Here is a 19574-nt window from a genome sequence, read left to right as displayed (position 1 = left end):
GCGTGCGGCAAGGCGTAAGTTCAACAGGAGAGCATTATGTCTTATAGCGAGTTTTATCAACGTTCGATTACGCAACCGGAGTCATTCTGGGCCGAGCAGGCCCAGCGTATTGACTGGCAGCAGCCGTATACGCAGGTGCTGGATCACAGCAACCCGCCGTTTGCCCGCTGGTTTTGCGGCGGCAAGACCAATTTGTGTCATAACGCCATCGACCGCTGGGTGGAGAAACAGCCTGAGGCGCTGGCGCTGATTGCGGTGTCATCGGAAACCGAAGAAGAGCGTACCTTTACCTTTCGTCAGCTGTACGACGAAGTGAATGTGGCGGCGGCAATGTTGCTGTCTCTGGGCGTACAGCGCGGCGACAGGGTATTGGTTTATATGCCGATGATCGCCGAGGCGCACATTACGCTGCTGGCCTGCGCGCGCATTGGGGCGATCCATTCGGTGGTGTTCGGTGGCTTTGCCTCGCACAGCGTGGCGGCACGCATCGACGACGCCCAACCGGTGATTATCGTTTCGGCGGATGCCGGCGCGCGCGGGGGCAAGATCCTGCCGTATAAAAAGCTGCTCGATGATGCAATCAGTCAGGCGCAGCACCAGCCGCGTCATGTGGTATTGGTCGATCGTGGTTTGGCGAAAATGGCGCGGGTAGAGGGGCGCGACCTCGACTTTGCCGCGCTGCGCCAACAGCATCTTGGCGCGCGGGTGCCGGTGACGTGGCTGGAATCGAATGAAACCTCCTGCATTCTCTATACCTCCGGGACAACCGGTAAACCGAAGGGCGTCCAGCGCGACGTTGGCGGCTATGCGGTCGCGCTGGCAACCACGATGGACACCATTTTCGGCGGTAAAGCGGGCGGCGTGTTCTTCTGCGCGTCGGACATCGGCTGGGTGGTTGGGCATTCGTATATCGTGTATGCCCCGCTGCTGGCGGGGATGGCGACGGTGGTGTACGAAGGGCTGCCAACGTACCCGGACTGCGGCGTGTGGTGGAAGATTGTTGAGAAGTATCAGGTTAGCCGGATGTTCTCCGCGCCAACGGCGATACGCGTACTGAAGAAATTCCCGACCGCGCAGATCCGCAATCACGATCTCTCCTCGCTGGAGGTGCTGTATCTGGCCGGGGAACCGCTGGACGAACCGACCGCCAGTTGGGTAACGGAAACGCTGGGCGTCCCGGTTATCGACAACTACTGGCAGACCGAATCCGGCTGGCCAATTATGGCGATCGCGCGTGGGCTGGACGACAGGCCTTCGCGGTTGGGCAGCCCTGGCGTGCCGATGTACGGCTATAACGTGCAGTTGCTCAATGAGGTGACCGGTGAACCCTGTGCAGCGAATGAGAAGGGGATGCTGGTCATTGAAGGGCCGCTGCCGCCAGGGTGTATTCAGACCATCTGGGGCGATGACGCGCGGTTCGTAAATACCTACTGGTCGCTGTTTTCTCGTCAGGTATACGCCACTTTTGACTGGGGCATTCGCGATGCCGACGGCTACTACTTCATCCTCGGCCGTACGGATGACGTTATTAACGTTGCCGGACACCGACTGGGTACGCGTGAGATAGAGGAGAGTATTTCCAGCTATCCAAACGTCGCAGAAGTGGCGGTGGTCGGCGTGAAAGATGCTTTGAAAGGGCAGGTGGCGGTTGCATTTGTTATTCCGAAACAGAGCGACAGCCTTGAAGATCGCGACATCGCGCATTCGGAAGAGAAGGCGATTATGGCGCTGGTGGACAGTCAGATTGGTAACTTTGGCCGTCCGGCACACGTCTGGTTTGTGTCACAGTTGCCAAAAACGCGCTCCGGTAAAATGCTCAGGCGGACGATTCAGGCAATCTGTGAAGGCCGCGATCCCGGCGATCTGACGACCATTGACGATCCGGCGTCGCTGCAGCAAATTCGCCAGGCGATCGAGGAGTAGCCGTTATTAATTGGCCCGGTGGCGCGATGCTTACCGGGCCTGGTTTCTAATCGACTTTCTTATACGGTCCGTGATAGTAATCAAACGGCGCATAGACCGTATCTGCCACAAAAGACAGTGGTACATCGATAAATAACAGCGCTAAATCGAAATAGTTATAATCATAAGCGCCTGGATTTTTTAGTTTATCAATGTCGTGGTGCGTACCCACATAATAGGTATTCGAATCCTCGCCTTCCGTGCGTGCATTAATGCTGCCACATCCTGAAAGTAATGCGCTGACCAACAACGTCACTACCGCAACCGTCTTTCTGCTCATCCTGTGACCTGGGTTTTACCGTCTCGTTTACCATAGCAGGTTAAAAGCGGCTTTTTGTCCGCAGAACTTAAACCCCCAGGTCAGGACTCATAGAGTGAGGATTGCACGTTGTAGGCCGGATAAACCACGTGAGTGGTGCATCCGGCAAAGAGGCTTTTACAGCGCGACGCTTTCGCGACGACGCAGCAGGAAAAATAAGGGCAGGTCATAACCTGCCCATTATTATTATGTTTAACCCCAGATAACCTGGTAGTGATAACGTCCGGCACTCAGCAAAAACTCCGGAGACACGGAAGGACTCCATGAATCATCGCCGCCGACACCCATATGGAAGCCATCAATATTGAGCCAGGTACCCGCCTCCGGTTGCAGCAGATGACGGTGGCTGGTTTCCATTAGTTGCTGTTGGCTAAAGCGGCTGATGTTGAACAGGAAGTCGCCACGCCATTGATGCGTGCCGTAGTGCAGTTCGCGCGTGCCGCAGCGCAGACCGTTTTCGCTCGGGAAAACATACGGGGTGTACATCTCATCGAGTGACAGATCCCAACGGTCAAAACAGGCGGCGCTCAGGCGATCCGGGTAGTTCTCATGTGGACCGAGACCTAACCAATTCACTCGCTCGGCGACCTGCGACAGCTGGCAGCTCAGGCCAATACGCGCCGGATGCGGCGTGCCGCTGGCGACGTCGACATCCACCGTTATCTGCATCTCGCCATGACCGTCGATACGATACGATTTACGGCTGATAAACAGTGTTTCATCCTGATACTGCCAGGCATGCGCGGTGGTGATCAGTACTGCGTTGCTGAGCGCGTCGGCAGCACAGTGCAGTAACGTTGCTGCAACCTGATAATGACCGGCGGCCTTCCAGCGTTCAACCCAGGCATTCGGGTCAATGCGGGTTGACTCGCTGACGCCGATATCGTTGTCCAGCGGCGCGCGGGTGAACTGGTCGGTCAGTGGGGATAACAACTGGGCGGTATCATCAAGCCAGTATTGTGTCAGCAGGCCAGACCGACGGTCGAATTGCCAACGCTTGTTGTCGTTCTCAGCAGTAAAGCTGTTTTCGCTAACGTTGAGCTGTGGTGCGTTGCGGACAGTTGGCTGCCGCACCATGCTGAGTTTCTCTTCCAGCTTCCACTGCTGCCAGGCGCTGATATGTCCGGCGTCTGACCAGGCGGTGGCGCGAGGCTGTTCCACGCGCACCGTCAGCCACAGTTGGCCTGCGGTTTCCGGCATCGGGCAATTTGGCAGGGTAATCACCTGGCGGCCCTGCGGGGCAATATCCAGAACGATTTGTCCGGCGGCCAGCAGGTTGCCGTCCTGGGCAATCGACCAGTGCAGAACTTCGTTATCGCTGCGGCGGAACAGATATTCGCTGGTCACTTCAATCTGGCGTTCAGCGCCCGGCAGTAACGTAAACTGGAAAAACTGCTGTTCATGTTTGGCCTCGTATAACGCCGGATGCGGGGTGCGATCGGCGAACACCAGTCCGTTCATGCAGAACTGACGATCGTTAGGCGTGTCGCCAAAGTCGCCACCGTAGGCTGACCATGCCTTACCGTTCTCATCATATTTAATCAGCGACTGATCCACCCAGTCCCAGACAAACCCGCCCTGCAGGCGCGGATACTGACGAAATGCCTGCCAGTATTTGGCGAAGCCGCCGAAACTATTGCCCATCGCATGGGCATATTCACAGAGAATGAGTGGACGCTGCTCACCGGGCATCGACAGCCACTTTTTAATCGACCATTTAGGTACCGCCGGGAAGGGCTGATCCTGATCGACGCGGGCGTACATCGGGCAAATAATGTCGGTCGCCGCGGTATTCGCGCCGCCGCCTTCGTACTGTACCGGGCGTGACGGGTCTTCTGATTTTATCCAGCGATACAGCGCGTCGTGATTGACGCCATGACCGGATTCATTGCCCAGCGACCAGATGATAATGCTCGGATGGTTGCGATCGCGCAGCACCATGCGCGTCACGCGCTGGCTCATGGCAGGCAACCATGTGGGATCGTCGCTCAGGCGATTCATTGGCACCATGCCGTGGGTTTCGATATTGGCTTCGTCGACCACGTACAGGCCGTAGCGATCGCACAAGGTGTACCACAACGGATGGTTCGGGTAATGGGAGCAACGCACGGCGTTAAAGTTGTTCTGCTTCATCAGCAGAATATCCTGCACCATCGTCGCCTCATCCATCACCTGACCGTTGACCGGATGGTGCTCATGACGGTTGGTGCCGCGAATCAATAGCGGTTTACCGTTTAACAGTAGCAGGCCGTTTTTGATATCAATCTGACGAAAGCCGACGTCACAGGCTTCTGCTTCAATCAGCACCCCATCCGCGGTATGTAACTGCACAACGGCACGGTACAGATTGGGCGTTTCGGCACTCCACAGCGCTGGCTTTTCGACGTTCAACCGCAGGGTAACCCGGTCATGATAAGCGCCGCGCTCATCAATAATCTCGCTGCCGAGTGGGGAGGTCGTTTCGTCAGTGAGCGTTTCACCTCCCCACAATTGCAGGGAAACGCGTAAATCTTCGCTCGCGTTGCCTGCCACTTTGACTTCCGCTTCCAGCACGGCGCGGCTGAAGTCATCGTTAAAACGGGTGTTAATGCGCAGGTCGCTGATTTGCGTGGTGGGCTTATGCAGCAAAGATACGTCGCGAAAGATCCCGCTCATGCGCCACATATCCTGGTCTTCCAGATAGCTGCCGTCGCTCCATCGCAGCACCATCACGGCCAGGCGGTTTTCGCCGCGCAGCAGATAATCGCTCAGATCGAATTCAGAGGGCAGACGGCTGTCCTGACCGTAGCCGACCCAGCGACCGTTGCACCACAGATGAAAGGCGGAATTGACGCCGTCAAAAATAATGCGCGTCTGACCTTCATCTAACCACGCGTCTTCGATATTAAATGTGAGCGAGTAACATCCCGTTGGGTTCTGTGCCGGAACGTACGGCGGATTAACCGGAATCGGGTAGGTGACGTTGGTATAAATTGGCGCGTCGTAACCGTCCATCTGCCAGTTAGAGGGGACGTTGATAGTGTCAGCCTGTGGCAGATCGCTTGTCAGCCAGCTTTCCGGCACAGCCTCCGGCGCGGGAAACCACGCGAATTGCCACTGGCCATTCAGCGAACGTAACTGGGCTGAGCGCTGATTAGTTCGCGCATCATCTGCTGAGCGCCAGCTACAGAAAGGTGGGTGCGCCTCCAGGCGGTTGAGCTGCGTGACACCGGGATTTTCCCAGTCGCGGCGGGCCAGAACAGCGGAGAGTGAATCTGGGTTCAGGTTCATAACGGTATCCTGTTTGAATTTGTTATTCGCTCACAATTTCAATCAAAATACGGATAAGCGTTCCCAACTGTAAAGGATGGGGCGTGTAATGAGTGAACTGACTCACACAATTGTTATGCGTTCACATTTTAGGTGTGAGCTGAGAGACTTGCCTCGCCAACTGGATGAGTGAATCCGCCAGCGCCTGGGGAGAGGTGGTTTGCGTATCGGGAGGCAGAACCGTTTTGCGCTTAACCAGAGTTACGGGCAGCAGTTGGTTGCCCACAGTTGATTCGCCATGGGGAAGTTGCAGCAGCCTGTCGACGCTGGTTTCGCCTAATAACGGAAAATCCTGCCTGATGGTAGTCAGCGGTGGAATGTAGCAGGCGCTGTCTTCGGTGTCATCGTAGCCGATCACCGAGATATCCATCGCCACCCGCAGGCCGAACTCGCTGATTGCCCGCATCGCGCCCAGCGCCATTTGATCGTTAGCAACCAGCATAGCGGTGGGGAGATTACCGCTATTGAGCATATGCAGTGTTTGTTGAAAACCGGACATGGCGCTCCAGTCGCCTTCCAGCTCCGCGACGGGTTGCAACTGATAGTACGCCAGATATTTATGCCATCCCGCATGGCGAAGCCTTGCCGAAACCGAAGTGCGCGGCCCGCTCAGCAGGGCGATACGCTGATGTCTGTGCTGTACCAGATGTTCAACGCCAAGGCGTGCGCCGTCATCATGGGAGAAAATCACGCTGTTAATTGGCGTCTGGTCAGAGACATCGAGAAACAGCACCGGCACCGTACCGCAGGCGGCAGCTACGGCAATGGCGTCTTCTTCATCCAGCGGATAGTTAATGATAAGCCCGGTTACGCGTTGGGAAAGCAGGTTGTGGACCGCGGCTTTGCATGCTTCAACGCCGCTGCGCTCGACCATGGCGATCACCACGCTGGCACCGGACTGATCGGCGCGGGATTTTATGGCGGCAACGATTTGTGAAGGGGCGTGCAGGGCAAGGTTCGCCGTCACGACGCCAATCAGCGACGTCTGTTTACCTGCCAGCTGCTGTGCGACGCGGTTAGGGATGTAGTTGAGTTCCGCCATCGCGGCCTCAACTTTCTGTCGGGTTTTTGCAGAAACGTGGCTGGCCTGATTTACGACGCGCGAGACGGTCTGGTAAGAGACTCCTGCATGGTCTGCCACATCGTATAGCGTTACCGGTTTCACGTTTATCACCCCTGTCATGATGTTTTCTACGCGCTATGATGCCACAGCGGGACGGTTTTGGGGGATTTGCGCATTGGTTCTGCGAGGCACATTCCAGGGGGGCGTCTCTGGCGCCGGAGGATTTATCGTCGTGATTATTAACAGAATAAAAAAGTGAGGACATGGTGAGCGACGTTGCGGCAAATAACATTCTGTCCATCTACAGGCGTCATGCGGATGCCTTTGCCAGCCAGCGCTCTCGTGCACTGTTTGAAAAAAGCTGGCTGGACAAATTCATCTCGGTTATGGGCGGGCAGGGCAGCATTGTGGATATTGGCTGCGGGAACGGTCAGCCGATTGCCGGGTATTTTATCCAGCAAGGTTTTCAGCTCACAGGGATTGATGGTTCCGCAGCGATGTTGGCGCGGGCCCGGCAATCCTTTCCCGCGCAGCGCTGGCTGGAGCAGGATATGCGTGAACTGGCACTCGACGAAACCTTTGCCGGCCTGATTGCGTGGGACAGTTTTTTCCATTTAACCCAGCAAGACCAACGAAAGATGTTCCCAATTTTTGACCGGCTTAGCCATCCCGGCAGCGCGCTGATGTTTACCAGCGGTACCGGGAATGGCATTGCTATGGGGCAATTTGAAGGCGAGCCGCTATTTCACGCCAGCCTTGCACCTGATGAATATCGCGCATTGCTCTCAGCGCATGGCTTTGCGGTGGTCGAGATGGTGATGGAAGATCCGGAATGCGCAGGGCACACGGTGTGGCTGGCGAAAAAAAGCTAAATGCCGCGAAAGGTTTTGCGCCATTCGGCGGGGCTGACGCCGAAATGAGATTTAAAATGCTGACGCCAGGTGACAGGCGACTGAAAACCGACCTGTTCGGCGATGCGTTCAACGGGCAACTGACTGGACTCCAGTAGCGCCTGGCTGCGGCGAAGACGCTCGACAATCAACCACTCTGCCACGCTCGACCCGGTGGCTTTCATAAAGTGACGGGTTAACGTGCGACGGCTCATCATCAGCCGCTGCGCCAGCGCATCGATACTATGCTGCTCGTGGATATGCAGGCGTAAATAATCAAGCAGGGCATTGATGCGCTGATCCTGGGTATTTTTCGCCACCGGCTGTTCGATAAATTGTGCCTGACCACCTTCGCGATGCGGCGGCACAATCATCCGCCGCGCAATCTGATTCGCTGCCGTGCTGCCAAAACGTTGGCGGATCACGTACAAACAGCAATCCAGCGCGGCGGCAGTGCCTGCTGAGGTAATAATACCGTCGTCATCCACATACAGAGCGTTGATATCCAGACGCGCCGCCGGGAAGCGGGCCTGGAAATCCTGCTCGAACTCCCAGTGCGTGGCCGCCCGTTTGCCATCCAGCAGACCGGCATAGCCGAGGACAAATGCGCCCAGACACAGCCCGACCATTTGCGCGCCGTTTTGCCGCGCACGGTTGAGCGCATCAAGCAACCCCTGCGGCGGGCGATGTGCGGTCGTGCCCCAGTAAGGGATCACCACGATGTCGGCTGCCTCCAACGCTTCATAGCCATAAGCTGCGTTAATCGAGAAACCGTCCTGCGAGGAAACGATACCGGGCTGTTCGGCGCACAATTGCACGTCGAAGCGCTTTTTCGCCGCCACTTTGTCACTGAAAATGATGCACGGCACCGAGAAGTGAAACGGGCTGAAATCTTCCACGGCGACAATAGCGACGGTAAGCGGCTGCATACGATTCCTCTGCGGATATTAAAACGTCAGGGTTTCACCATCTTCCGGCACGTTGACGCATTGCGCAATCTGGTTGTCGCTGGCGTATGCTTTCAGCGCGGCGCGGGTCAACAAACAGTGGTTTATCGCCTCCATATGCGTGGCCACAATTTGTGCATTGGGAAGCGTGAAGTGGGTTTTTAGTACATCTTCCGCGCCCATAATAATTGGGCCAAAACCGATGACGTGGGCAAAACCTGCGTTCAAAATCACCACACCCGGCTGGAAAGTCAGCATGTTGGCTTCCACTTCGTCACGCCAGATAGTGTCCCCAACAAGATACAGCGTTTTTTCCGCCTGATGCTGAAAGATAACCCCGCAGGCATCGCCTAAACGTTCCGCCATTTGCGGGATGGCGTAAGCGCGATCTGAGCCATGCTGACCGCCGGTTTTACGTAAGGTAATGTCGCCCAGCGTGGTATTGTGTGTCAGTACATTAAGTTGGGTGAAACCCTGATCTCGCAGCACCTGCGCATCCTGCTCATTTTGCACGTAAATCGGTTTGTCTTTCGGCACGACCCGTGCTGCAACCTTATCCCAGTGATCTTCATGCAGATGCGTCACGATCAGGGCATCGACGTTAAGCAGATTATCAATATTAACAGGCAGATCGACGGTCGGATTGCGGATCTCCACACGTGCCGTTCCGGCAAAGCCCGGATAAGCACCTTTTGCCGCCAGCATTGGATCGATTAGAAAGGTTTTGCCACCAAAGGTGATGCACTGCGTGGCGTTGCGGATTTGCGTGATGTTCATGGTGATTGCTCCACGTGTTGGGTCAGTGGTGTCATCGTAGAGTGTTGTGCATAAGTTGAATGTGGGCAAATGGGCGAGTAGCGATGGGATCGGGCCAATTACAGAGGCCGATAATGTAATTAGATTTAAGGTAATTGAATATTTACTTTATAGCTCTCGGGTTAATTCGTTGCTATTGTACCGACCTGAATAAAAATACAGATATATAAATAAAGATTAATTAAATGCGAAGCGGCTTCAGAAAGTATATTGGTTAAATGCAATATATTGCAGCCAATAAAACAGATCGCGAACTATGAAATAAGAATGCTATCATTCACATCAGACGCGGCAGACAACTGCTGGCACAGACATTCACCCCGGAGCACCTCATGAACAACGACATTCCGCTAAAATATTATGATATCGCCGACGAGTACGCGACCGAAGCCGCAAAGCCGGTAAGCGATGCCGAACGCGACGCGCTGGCGCACTACTTTCAGCAACTGATCACCCGTTTAATGAACAATGAAGAAATTAGCGAAGAAGCGCAGCAGGAGATGGCAACCGTGGCCGGTGTCGACGCGCAGCGTATCGACGATATCGCAGAGTTCCTCAATCGCTGGGGTAACGAGTAGCCAAAGACGTGGTCTGTGTTTTACACTGCGCGCAAATTCAGTAGATATACTCTGCGAGTATTAGATTTAATCAGGTGGAAACAGCAATGAACGGAACAATCACAACGTGGTTTAAAGATAAAGGCTTTGGATTTATCAAAGATGAAAATGGCGAAAACCGCTATTTTCATGTGATTAAGGTTGCTAATCCTGAGCTGATCAAGAAAGACGCGGCGGTAACCTTTGAACCGACCACCAACAACAAAGGTCTGTCTGCCTATGCGGTGAAGGTCATACCAGACAGTAAATACATCTATATCGCTGGCGAACGTCTGAAGCTCACGGCGATCAAGTCGTACCTGGTATACAGCGAAGAAGTCCCTGTCGAGACCCGTATTGATAAAGAAAATGCGGTGCTGTCTGTCGGCGTGCTGATGAACAGTATCCGGCCGAAATCAGAGGTGAAGCCAGGTGAAATGCGTAAACTGAAAAAACTGGCTATCACCACTTTCCAGGGCACGACGCTGATTTTCTCCGAAGATGAAATCGACATCGAGGCGACAGTGAAACTGCTTAAGGTCTGAAGCTCTTCAGACTGATAAGTGCCGCAACTCTGCTATCCATTGCCCCATGCGGATGTTGTTGCTCTGAGCGCTGAGGATGTTAGAAACCGCTCGCTCAGAGCAGAAAACGTTATTCAATTGCTGAAGCCGTTGCTGGCTCCGCGTCCTTATTATTGCTGAGGTCCAATTAGTTAGGATAAAAACAAAAGAAGCATGACGGAGTCTGGTAATAATCTATTCATAATGTTAATTATTGATTAAATAAAAGTAGCATCTCATGAAGTTGGGGTATTTTTATTTCTCATAGACGAGAATTTACACATCATGATATAATATGGTGGAGAAAACTCGCGGTTTATTAATCTGCGCGTAATGTAAATAAATTTTCGGGGAGTGCATTCCAGTGGGACGTAAATGGGCCAATATTGTTGGTAAAAAAACGGCTAAAGACGGTGCAACGTCTAAAGTATATTCAAAATTCGGTGTGGAAATCTATGCTGCTGCTAAACAAGGTGATCCAGACCCAGAATTAAACACTGCTTTAAAATTCGTTATTGAACGTGCGAAACAAGCCCAGGTTCCCAAGCACGTTATTGATAAAGCGATTGATAAAGCCAAAGGTGGCAGCGACGAAACGTTCATGCAAGGGCGTTATGAAGGCTTTGGTCCAAGTGGTTCCATGATTATCGCTGAAACCCTGACTTCAAACGTTAACCGCACAATTGCTAATATTCGTTCAATCTTCAATAAAAAAGGTGGGAATATCGGGGCGGCAGGTTCTGTCAGCTACATGTTTGACAATACTGGTGTGATCGTATTTAAAGGCACTGATCCTGACCACATTTTTGAAACTTTGCTTGAAGCTGAAGTCGATGTTCGTGATGTCACCGAAGATGAAGGCAATATCATTATTTATACTGAGTCTACCGACCTTCATAAAGGCATTGCAGCGTTAAAAGCAGCGGGAATTACAGAGTTCTCAACAACAGAATTAGAAATGATTGCTCAATCAGAAATTGAACTGTCGGCAGAAGATTTAGAAATCTTTGCAGGGCTTGTTGATGCCCTTGAAGATGACGATGATGTTCAAAAAGTATATCATAACGTTGCAAATCTCTAATTCTAAATTAAAGAAATCTGTCATTGTGGCAGATTTTTTTAACGAATAGATTTGTTATAAAAAGTATATCTGGCCAGACAGTACGGCAGAAAAAAGTAAATATCTGCTGGCTCAATTTTGGCTCTGTCTCGCCAGCCACTGACCGACGATAGGCCATAATTTCTCCGCACTTCGCGTCCGAAAAAAGCCCATGTGTCCCACGGAAGAAAGACCAAAATCTGCGTGCCGAATTTCGCGATGTTCGATTTTTGCGTTTTGCACTGGCTCCATCAGGGATGCAATGGCTTCAGGGTTAGCCCACGGATCGTCATCAAAACCCATCACCAGTAAAGGTAAGGTTATCTTACTTGCCCGTTGGCGTGCATCCCAGTCTGGATCGTCGTAGAAATAACCCGGCATTGCGCTCCAGCGTCCCCACTGAAGCATCACGGGAGCAGGCAAATCTTCGCCCAGTCCAAGGCGCCTGGCAGGCATATACCCGAAGATACGGCAAAGAACCGGGGCCAGAACACGCAGCAAGCACCAGACCCGCACCTTCTCTGCCGTCTGTTTTATTGTGCTCGTCACCCCGGCATGGGAGGCCACAATGACGGCCGCGTGCAGGGCGGAGGTGGCCGTGGAAAGCAGAACAGCATGTCCGCCGACACTGTGTCCTACCGCCAGCAGGTTAAGTCCGGGGAAATGCGTTTTAGCCCAGGCAGTAATGCAGCCTACATCCTGCTCGATCCAGTCTGACATCGAGATGCTGTAGCTACGGAGCTTCCCGGATTTTGAGCGGCCCGTTCCACGGTAATCGTAAGTGATGACACTGAATCCCTGATTAAAAAGGTACTCTGCGAATCCCTTATAAAACGCCTGTACCACCGCCGTGGCTGGGTGGAGAATAACGATCGCTTTGGCATCGCTTCTTTCCCAGATCGTGGCAGACAGAAATCCGCCTTCATTGACGGGTATTAATATTGAATTCATTCGTAGAGCCTTATCTTTGTGGTCATACCAGTGAGTTCTGAATTCAATGTAGCTTTAACTACCAAATTTAGCGATTTTTTTTGTTCTGTATCCCGGCCTCGTTAAAGGAGACCGTGAATAGTGTAAGGCTATTTTAGCTTTCCTCTCAGCGCTTCATAGACCTCAAGCGCTTTCTGCACATTCGTCTCATTCAACGATATCTCCGAGATGTCGATAAACCAGGTTCCTGAGCTATTGGGGAACTATCTAAAATCTAATAATCAGGATAATCCTGTTAATTTTACAGAATATGTAGTTATATTATGTAAATGCGCTTCGTTAATCGCCAAATGATTCCAAATAACTCCAAATATTAACCATATTTAGTAGCCATCCATAGCCACTTGAATACAACAAACTGTTGTAAAAAAATAATAGTAAAGTAACATATGACTAATCAAAGAGGATGATCATGTCTGTTACTCTGCAGTGGAAAAATACAAGCATTCATCCATCAAAACTATAATGCCGGGATGAATAAATAAAAATGGGTAGAAATAATAAACGAAAGGCTCCGCAATCTAATCCGTCAAAAAAAAAGCCAAAGGATAAGAATGTGCCTAAACCTTTTCTCAAAAAATTTAGTAGTTTTATTTTATGGCTCTCCGCTACTGGTGGACTTACATTTGCTGTTACCTATGTTTTCGATTTTTTGACTGGAGATGTAGAGGTCAGGTACGTTAAATCTTCTGGAAGAAGTTATGAATTTAACTTGACGAATAAAAGTTCTACCGACCAGATTATTGAGACTTTCAGAATAGTTCCTGATTTTGAACAAAAGGTAATATATAAAATAACAAAAGATATCACCGGTGTTTTTACTAAGGATGGTGTGTCAATCCTTGGTGGAAATATATCTTCTATGCCTGCGTATGAGTATAAAGAGATGAATGGCTATGTATTAGCAGCGAAGTCTGATGTGAATTTCTTTGTTCCACCTTTGGTTGCGAGGAATTATGTAGAGCCGGAGTATGTTGTAGTATTTGCTGAATATAGAACGAAGTCAAATAATAAATACATGGCAAAACTTGAATCTGCGTTAATAAAACTAAAGCTTAGAGATGGTGTTAAACGTCAAAAATATTTAATTGTTAATAATTTCTGGACTCCAATAAGCAATAGCAATTTTATCGATGCAGTAAAAATCGCTTGCCGAGATGATGACGTCTTTGCAAAAACGGAAGAATGTAAAAAATATATTAATAATTGATTTTTTGTGAGAAGGGTTTGGTGTTTATCATTCTGAACTTCTGTTCTTTGTATATTATATGTATGTATTAAAGTGACATCAAAAAATAGGAAGTTTTTAAGCCTGGAGGTAAGATGCAAAATTTAATATTTATTGTAGATGAAGATCTTCAAGATGAACCCTCGACCGAAGAAATAATCACGACGCTAATTTCTGATGGCGAAGAAATACCTCTCGAAAATACAGTAAAAAAAGGAAAGCCATTTGCCTCTTCTAAAGGAAACTGCGAGACAGAAAATAGTGATCGTAAAATGATAAATCCTTTAGTGGCCAATATTGCGCTTGAAATGGCTGCGAGATTGTTACCATTACCTGTCGCAGTTCTTGTGAACGCAGCACCTGCCGCTTATTCTTTATATCAATTGTTTTCAAAGAAAAATGAAGAAGATGTTTCTGTTGCCAGCTTGAAGCAATCTGCAAGTTCTTTTGATAAATATTTAAAGCGTATAAGTATGACTATCGATATGACCTCAAAGGAAAATTACCGTTTTCAACCTGGTCATCCTCAGATAAATCAAGCTTACATCAGACACCCTCTGTCAGAGGAAAATGACTCTAAAAAGGATCTTTATATTCTCAGTGACAGCTTAGATGATATCCTGCTTCAGGAACGAGAGGCTGAGATGATAAGAGTATTTGTAAGTTTGGGGGCGACGAAAATAGAATTTCGCAAAGAAAATAAATCGAATTTATTAAGTGATGCCAAAGTAGAAATTGATGCTGCATTACCTGTTAGTTCAGCTGAGACTAGCATGAAATTAAATTCAGCGACCACGGATATCGGTAGCGCTAAACGAGTTATTACTTTAGCTGGTTGTGAATGGAAAAAAGGTAGGGAACTTGATAGGTCAGCATTTAGTTGGTTACCGTATGAACCATCATGGGAAAGCATTGTATTTGCAAGGGAAAAGGGTGGTTGCCTTAGTGCAGAACTGGAATTAAAAAAGAAGAGCGTATTCTCATCGACTAAAGAGGGACGCTTAGGATTTGGCATGAATGCGTTCACAGGTTCAGTAGGCGCAAGCGTGGATCTCAATCGAGAGCAAGATGAGAACTATACTGTTTATGTTGAGTTTAATCAGCCAGTGTAATATGCCATTTTAATTTCAATCTTGTTGGCAATTGTCGATTGCTTAATCGATGATTGCCATTTATGTGCGACAATATAGTGTAAACTAACCTAAATGACATGAAGTCGCTATTTGCCCCTGCCATCCTCAAGCCTGACGCTCCGATACCTAACAAATGTGATCTACTTCACCTCCCGGCAACCAAAATTTCCTGTGACTCAACGCCGTCCTCTATCTGTTTCGCCACTTTTTGTAAGGCCGGAAGATGCTTTTCCGCTGCCTGTTCAATGGTCATGGCGCTGGCTATATACACCAGGTTCAGACAACCGATAACCCGCTGTTCGCTGCGGATGGGAACGGCGATGGAGGCGATTTTTTCTTCCTGATCCCACCCGCGATAGTTCTGTCCAAAGCCGTCTTTACGTGCGCGGGCCAGAATAGCGTCGAGTTTCAGCGGTTCGCGGGCTAACTGGAACTCTTCTCCCGGTCTTGAGGCCAGCATTTCAATCAGTTGCTGACGTTCATTCTCCGGGCAAAATGCCAGCCAGGTCAGGCCGGAGGCGGTTTTCAGCAGCGGTAATCGACGTCCGACCATCGCCCGGTGAAATGACAGACGGCTGAAGCGGTGGGTGGTTTCACGTACTACCATCGCGTCAACGTCCAGTGTGGACACGTCGGTCGGCCAGATGACTTCGCGCAGCAAATCCCCCAACAGCGGGGCGGCGAGCGCAGAAATCCACTGCTCGTCACGAAATCCCTCGCTGAGCTGACGGACTTTAATGGTTAAGCGAAAGCTGTCATCGGACAGGCTGCGCCGGACGTACCCCTCATCCTGCAACGTTTCCAGCAGACGTCTGACCGTGGTGCGGTGCAGGCCGCTTAGCTCGGCAAGCAGGGCAACGCTGGCCCCACCGTCAAGTCGATTTAACATATTTAATAACATTAACCCGCGCGTTAATCCGCGCACGGTTTTGTATTCAGTACCGTCGTCACTTTTCATATTCATTGACAAATCTACAGATAAAACAACGTTGTGCACTTAGTGAACATCCAGGCATGTTTTGATTGTAGCGCAAAAACTCACTTCTATACTGACCGCACAATAAAAATTATTCACATATTTTTAACAAAACAAATTGCGCCTCACCAGGGCCTGCAATTGCGTTTTGTCCGAGTAGTGAGGTTCTGAAATGACAACTATAAATCCTGATATCCAACCCGCAGTGCAGCACACCGTGCAGGTAGCGATTGCTGGAGCCGGCCCGGTAGGGCTGATGATGGCGAATTATCTTGGTCAGATGGGTATTGAGGTGCTGGTGGTAGAGAAGCTCGACACGCTGATCGACTATCCCCGCGCCATCGGTATTGACGATGAAGCGCTGCGCACCATGCAGTCCGTTGGTCTGGTCGAGAACGTTTTGCCACACACCACGCCGTGGCACGCGATGCGCTTTCTTACCCCGAAAGGCCGCTGCTTTGCCGATATCCAGCCGATGACCGACGAATTTGGCTGGTCGCGCCGCAATGCGTTCATTCAGCCGCAGGTAGATGCGGTGATGCTGGAAGGGCTGTCGCGTTTCCCCAACGTGCGTTGCCTGTTTTCTCGCGAACTGGAAGCCTTCAGCCAGCAAAATGGCGAAGTGACGCTGAATCTGAAAGCGCCGGACGGTCAGCGGGAAACGGTGAAGGCCCAGTGGCTGGTGGCCTGCGACGGTGGCGCCAGCAACGTCAGGCGCTCGCTGAATGTGCCATTTGAAGGTAAAACCGCACCGAATCAGTGGATTGTAGTGGATATCGCCAACGATCCGCTGAGTACGCCGCATGTGTACCTGTGTTGCGATCCGGTGCGCCCGTATGTTTCTGCCGCGCTGCCGCATGCGGTGCGCCGCTTTGAATTTATGGTGATGCCGGGAGAAACCGAAGCCCAGCTTAGCGAGCCGCAGAATATGCGCCAACTCTTGAGCAAAGTGCTGCCGAACCCGGATAACGTAGAGCTGATCCGCCAGCGCGTGTACACCCATAACGCCCGGCTGGCCGAACGCTTTCGTATTGACCGTGTGCTGCTGGCGGGCGACGCGGCGCACATTATGCCGGTCTGGCAGGGACAGGGGTACAACAGCGGTATGCGCGATGCCTTCAATCTGGCGTGGAAACTGGCGCTGGTGATTAATGGCAAAGCCGGTGATGCGTTGCTGGATACCTACCAGCAGGAGCGCCGCGATCACGCCAAAGCGATGATTGATTTGTCGGTTACCGCAGGCAACGTGCTGGCGCCGCCAAAACGCTGGCACGGCGCGGTACGCGACGGAGTTTCCTGGCTGCTGAACTACATCCCACCGGTCAAACGTTACTTCCTTGAAATGCGTTTTAAGCCGATGCCGCAGTACCACATTGGGGCGTTGGTGCGTGAAGGTGACGCGAAAACCTCGCCAGTCGGCAAGATGTTTATCCAGCCGAAGGTCACGCTGGAAACCGGCGAAGTGACGTTGCTCGACAACGTCATCGGCCCGAATTTCGCGGTGATTGGCTGGGGCTGTAATCCGCTGTGGGGCATGAGTGAAGTGCAGATCCAACAGTGGCAGGCGCTGGGGACGCGGTTTATCCAGGTGGTGCCGGATACGCAGATACATACCGATCAGGATAACCATGACGGTGTTATCCGCATTGGCGATACGCAAAACCGTCTGCGCGCGTGGTTTGCTCAACACAATGCCGCACTGGTGGTGATGCGCCCGGACCGCTTTGTGGCCGCCATCGCTATTCCGCAAACCCTGGGCAACACCCTGAATAAACTGGCGTCGGTGATGACGCTCACCCGCGTAAATACCGATCTTCCTGTTGAAAAGGTAGCCTGATATGCACGCTTATCTTCACTGTCTTTCCCACTCGCCGCTGGTGGGCTATGTCGACCCGGCGCAGGCCGTGCTTGATGAAGTTAACGGCGTGATCGCCAGCGCCCGCGCACGTATTGCGGCGTTCGACCCTGAGCTGGTGGTGCTGTTTGCCCCCGATCACTACAACGGTTTTTTCTACGATGTGATGCCGCCGTTCTGTTTAGGCGTAGGGGCCACCGCAATCGGCGATTTCGGCAGCGCGGCCGGGGAACTGCCGGTGCCGACCGATCTCGCTGAAGCCTGCGCCCATGCGGTGATGAAAAGCGGTATCGATCTTGCCGTGTCCTACAACATGCAGGTCGATCACGGCTTTGCGCAGCCGCTGGAGTTTTTGCTCGGTGGCCTGGATAAGGTCCCGGTGTTACCGGTGTTTATTAACGGCGTCGCCACGCCGCTGCCGGGCTTTCAGCGTACCCGCATGCTCGGGGAAGCCATTGGCCGTTTTGCCAGTTCGCTGAATAAACGCGTGCTGTTTTTAGGTTCTGGTGGACTGTCGCATCAGCCACCGGTGCCGGAGCTGGCGAAGGCCGATGCCCATATGCGCGACCGTCTGCTCGGCAGCGGCAAACAGTTACCCGAGAACGAGCGTGAATTGCGCCAGCAGCGAGTGATCAGCGCCGCCGAAAAATTTGTGCAAGACCAGCACACACTGCATCCGCTTAACCCCGTCTGGGATAACCGCTTTATGACCCTGCTTGAGCAGGGACGTTTGCAGGAACTGGACACGGTCAGCAATGAAGAGCTATCCGCGATGGCGGGCAAATCAACGCACGAAGTGAAAACCTGGGTTGCCGCTTTCGCTGCCATTTCTGCCTTTGGCAACTGGCGCAGCGAAGGTCGTTACTATCGCCCGATCCCGGAGTGGATCGCCGGATTCGGCTCCCTGAGCGCCACCACACAGAACTGAAACAGAACTGAATATGCAGGAGAAAATCATGACTTACCAACCGCAAACCGAAGCCGCCACCAGCCGTTTTCTGGAGGTGCAGGAGGCAGGCGAAACCCTACGCGTACATTTCAATGACTGTGGGCAGGGCGAAGAGACCGTGGTGCTACTGCACGGCTCAGGTCCTGGCGCGACGGGCTGGGCGAACTTCAGCCGCAACATCGATCCGCTGGTTGAGGCCGGATACCGGGTGATCCTGCTGGATTGCCCTGGCTGGGGGAAAAGCGATGGGATCGTTAACCGTGGTTCGCGATCCGATCTCAACGCCCGCATTCTGAAAAGCGTAGTCGATCAGTTGGATATTCAGAAAATCCACTTGCTGGGCAACTCAATGGGTGGCCACAGTGCAGTGGCGTTTACTTTGAGCTGGCCGGAGCGCGTGGGCAAGTTGGTGCTGATGGGCGGTGGAACGGGCGGCATGAGCCTGTTTACCCCGATGCCGACCGAAGGCATCAAGCGTCTGAATCAGCTGTATCGTGAGCCGACCATCGAAAACCTGAAGCTGATGATGGAGATCTTTGTCTTCGACACCAGTGACCTGACTGAAGCGCTGTTTGAGGCGCGTCTGAATAACATGCTGTCGCGCCGCGATCACCTGGAAAACTTTGTCCAGAGCCTGGAAGCCAATCCGAAACAGTTCCCGGATTTCAGTCCGCGGCTGGGTGAAATCAAGGCGCAGACCCTGATTGTCTGGGGCCGCAACGACCGGTTCGTGCCGATGGACGCCGGTCTGCGCCTGCTCTCCGGGATTGCCGGTTCTGAACTGCACATCTACCGCGACTGCGGGCACTGGGCGCAATGGGAACATGCGGATGCATTTAACCAACTGGTGCTGAACTTCCTCGCACGCCCTTAAGGAAC

17 protein-coding genes are annotated in these 19574 nt (G+C 52.0%); 10 read left to right on the top strand and 7 right to left on the bottom strand.

Annotated features, from left to right (window positions below):
* Nucleotides 1–36 precede the first annotated feature (36 nt).
* Entirely contained in the window at nt 37–1923 is a 1887-nt protein-coding gene (gene prpE / locus FDX14_RS04005; RefSeq protein ID WP_079225313.1) for a propionate--CoA ligase, read from the top strand.
* 46 nt (nt 1924–1969) lie between these two features.
* Here prpE and FDX14_RS04000 read toward each other — a convergent pair whose 3' ends face one another.
* The 3 genes from FDX14_RS04000 to FDX14_RS03990 all read right to left on the bottom strand — a co-directional run bounded on the left by FDX14_RS04000 (nt 1970) and on the right by FDX14_RS03990 (nt 6764).
* Entirely contained in the window at nt 1970–2242 is a 273-nt protein-coding gene (locus FDX14_RS04000; protein WP_042310268.1) for a YceK/YidQ family lipoprotein, read from the bottom strand.
* Nucleotides 2243–2473: 231 nt separating this feature from the next.
* Nucleotides 2474–5551 carry a beta-galactosidase gene (locus FDX14_RS03995; protein WP_137349050.1) on the bottom strand — a complete coding sequence of 1026 codons (3078 nt, stop codon included), beginning with the start codon at nt 5549–5551 and terminating at the stop codon, nt 2474–2476.
* A gap of 121 nt (nt 5552–5672) precedes the next feature.
* Nucleotides 5673–6764 (bottom strand): LacI family DNA-binding transcriptional regulator, encoded by a 1092-nt coding sequence (locus tag FDX14_RS03990; protein WP_137349069.1) that lies wholly within the window; start codon nt 6762–6764, stop codon nt 5673–5675.
* 152 nt (nt 6765–6916) lie between these two features.
* Between FDX14_RS03990 and FDX14_RS03985 the strand changes: the two genes are divergently transcribed.
* Nucleotides 6917–7525 (top strand): class I SAM-dependent DNA methyltransferase, encoded by a 609-nt coding sequence (locus FDX14_RS03985; protein WP_137349049.1) that lies wholly within the window; start codon nt 6917–6919, stop codon nt 7523–7525.
* Here the strand turns inward: FDX14_RS03985 and FDX14_RS03980 are convergent.
* Nucleotides 7522–8472 carry a GlxA family transcriptional regulator gene (locus tag FDX14_RS03980; protein ID WP_137349048.1) on the bottom strand — a complete coding sequence of 317 codons (951 nt, stop codon included), beginning with the start codon at nt 8470–8472 and terminating at the stop codon, nt 7522–7524. The two genes, FDX14_RS03985 and FDX14_RS03980, sit on opposite strands and share 4 nt — an antisense overlap.
* An 18-nt stretch (nt 8473–8490) precedes the next feature.
* On the bottom strand, nt 8491–9267 hold the full coding sequence (locus FDX14_RS03975) for an MBL fold metallo-hydrolase (RefSeq protein WP_137349047.1): 777 nt from the start codon (nt 9265–9267) through the stop codon (nt 8491–8493).
* Nucleotides 9268–9638: 371 nt separating this feature from the next.
* Between FDX14_RS03975 and FDX14_RS03970 the strand changes: the two genes are divergently transcribed.
* The 3 genes from FDX14_RS03970 (at nt 9639) to FDX14_RS03960 (ending at nt 11546) form a co-directional block, all read left to right on the top strand.
* Complete coding sequence (locus FDX14_RS03970; RefSeq protein WP_042310259.1) at nt 9639–9884, top strand: YmjA family protein; 246 nt, start codon at nt 9639–9641, stop codon at nt 9882–9884.
* Between the two features lie 86 nt (nt 9885–9970).
* The gene (locus FDX14_RS03965) at nt 9971–10447 is read left to right on the top strand and encodes a cold-shock protein (protein WP_042310257.1); all 477 of its coding nucleotides are present in this window, start codon (nt 9971–9973) and stop codon (nt 10445–10447) included.
* A 382-nt stretch (nt 10448–10829) separates the two neighbouring features.
* A complete protein-coding gene (locus tag FDX14_RS03960) occupies nt 10830–11546 on the top strand; it encodes a YebC/PmpR family DNA-binding transcriptional regulator (protein WP_042310255.1) in 717 nt (238 codons plus the stop codon).
* 111 nt (nt 11547–11657) lie between these two features.
* On the opposite strand, the gene FDX14_RS03955 is transcribed toward FDX14_RS03960, so the two are convergent.
* Nucleotides 11658–12515, bottom strand: coding sequence for an alpha/beta hydrolase family protein (locus FDX14_RS03955; protein ID WP_137349046.1), 858 nt, complete (start codon nt 12513–12515; stop codon nt 11658–11660).
* 526 nt (nt 12516–13041) lie between these two features.
* On the opposite strand from FDX14_RS03955, the gene FDX14_RS03950 reads away from it, so the two are divergent.
* Both FDX14_RS03950 and FDX14_RS03945 read left to right on the top strand, forming a co-directional pair.
* Entirely contained in the window at nt 13042–13764 is a 723-nt protein-coding gene (locus FDX14_RS03950) for a hypothetical protein (protein ID WP_137349045.1), read from the top strand.
* A 113-nt stretch (nt 13765–13877) separates the two neighbouring features.
* The gene (locus FDX14_RS03945; protein WP_137349044.1) at nt 13878–14894 is read left to right on the top strand and encodes a hypothetical protein; all 1017 of its coding nucleotides are present in this window, start codon (nt 13878–13880) and stop codon (nt 14892–14894) included.
* A 166-nt stretch (nt 14895–15060) separates the two neighbouring features.
* On the opposite strand, the gene FDX14_RS03940 is transcribed toward FDX14_RS03945, so the two are convergent.
* Nucleotides 15061–15873 (bottom strand): DNA-binding transcriptional regulator, encoded by an 813-nt coding sequence (locus FDX14_RS03940; RefSeq protein ID WP_042310517.1) that lies wholly within the window; start codon nt 15871–15873, stop codon nt 15061–15063.
* A 190-nt stretch (nt 15874–16063) separates the two neighbouring features.
* On the opposite strand from FDX14_RS03940, the gene FDX14_RS03935 reads away from it, so the two are divergent.
* From FDX14_RS03935 to mhpC, 3 genes are read left to right on the top strand one after another with little or no spacing between them, the layout of a single operon-like run.
* On the top strand, nt 16064–17728 hold the full coding sequence (locus tag FDX14_RS03935) for a bifunctional 3-(3-hydroxy-phenyl)propionate/3-hydroxycinnamic acid hydroxylase (RefSeq protein ID WP_137349043.1): 1665 nt from the start codon (nt 16064–16066) through the stop codon (nt 17726–17728).
* A 1-nt stretch (nt 17729) separates the two neighbouring features.
* Nucleotides 17730–18674, top strand: coding sequence for a 2,3-dihydroxyphenylpropionate/2,3-dihydroxicinnamic acid 1,2-dioxygenase (gene mhpB, locus FDX14_RS03930; RefSeq protein ID WP_079225290.1), 945 nt, complete (start codon nt 17730–17732; stop codon nt 18672–18674).
* A gap of 28 nt (nt 18675–18702) precedes the next feature.
* The gene (gene mhpC, locus FDX14_RS03925; RefSeq protein ID WP_137349042.1) at nt 18703–19569 is read left to right on the top strand and encodes a 2-hydroxy-6-oxonona-2,4-dienedioate hydrolase; all 867 of its coding nucleotides are present in this window, start codon (nt 18703–18705) and stop codon (nt 19567–19569) included.
* Nucleotides 19570–19574 lie beyond the last annotated feature (5 nt).

Origin of the sequence: Citrobacter sp. wls710 (genome assembly GCF_005281115.1) — a bacterium.
In the GTDB taxonomy this organism is placed as follows: domain Bacteria; phylum Pseudomonadota; class Gammaproteobacteria; order Enterobacterales; family Enterobacteriaceae; genus Citrobacter; species Citrobacter werkmanii.
Note: the sequence above shows the minus strand (reverse complement) of the source record. Positions and strands in the feature narration are given on the sequence as shown.

Excerpts from the sequence above, each read along its gene's own strand:
- prpE (WP_079225313.1), top strand. The coding sequence starts at position 37 with ATGTCTTATAGCGAGTTTTATCAACGTTCGATTACGCAACCGGAGTCA.
- FDX14_RS04000 (WP_042310268.1), bottom strand. The coding sequence starts at position 2,242 with ATGAGCAGAAAGACGGTTGCGGTAGTGACGTTGTTGGTCAGCGCATTA.
- FDX14_RS03995 (WP_137349050.1), bottom strand. The coding sequence starts at position 5,551 with ATGAACCTGAACCCAGATTCACTCTCCGCTGTTCTGGCCCGCCGCGAC.
- FDX14_RS03985 (WP_137349049.1), top strand. The coding sequence starts at position 6,917 with ATGGTGAGCGACGTTGCGGCAAATAACATTCTGTCCATCTACAGGCGT.
- FDX14_RS03980 (WP_137349048.1), bottom strand. The coding sequence starts at position 8,472 with ATGCAGCCGCTTACCGTCGCTATTGTCGCCGTGGAAGATTTCAGCCCG.
- FDX14_RS03975 (WP_137349047.1), bottom strand. The coding sequence starts at position 9,267 with ATGAACATCACGCAAATCCGCAACGCCACGCAGTGCATCACCTTTGGT.
- FDX14_RS03970 (WP_042310259.1), top strand. The coding sequence starts at position 9,639 with ATGAACAACGACATTCCGCTAAAATATTATGATATCGCCGACGAGTAC.
- FDX14_RS03965 (WP_042310257.1), top strand. The coding sequence starts at position 9,971 with ATGAACGGAACAATCACAACGTGGTTTAAAGATAAAGGCTTTGGATTT.
- FDX14_RS03955 (WP_137349046.1), bottom strand. The coding sequence starts at position 12,515 with ATGAATTCAATATTAATACCCGTCAATGAAGGCGGATTTCTGTCTGCC.
- FDX14_RS03950 (WP_137349045.1), top strand. The coding sequence starts at position 13,042 with ATGGGTAGAAATAATAAACGAAAGGCTCCGCAATCTAATCCGTCAAAA.
- FDX14_RS03945 (WP_137349044.1), top strand. The coding sequence starts at position 13,878 with ATGCAAAATTTAATATTTATTGTAGATGAAGATCTTCAAGATGAACCC.
- FDX14_RS03940 (WP_042310517.1), bottom strand. The coding sequence starts at position 15,873 with ATGAAAAGTGACGACGGTACTGAATACAAAACCGTGCGCGGATTAACG.
- FDX14_RS03935 (WP_137349043.1), top strand. The coding sequence starts at position 16,064 with ATGACAACTATAAATCCTGATATCCAACCCGCAGTGCAGCACACCGTG.
- mhpB (WP_079225290.1), top strand. The coding sequence starts at position 17,730 with ATGCACGCTTATCTTCACTGTCTTTCCCACTCGCCGCTGGTGGGCTAT.
- mhpC (WP_137349042.1), top strand. The coding sequence starts at position 18,703 with ATGACTTACCAACCGCAAACCGAAGCCGCCACCAGCCGTTTTCTGGAG.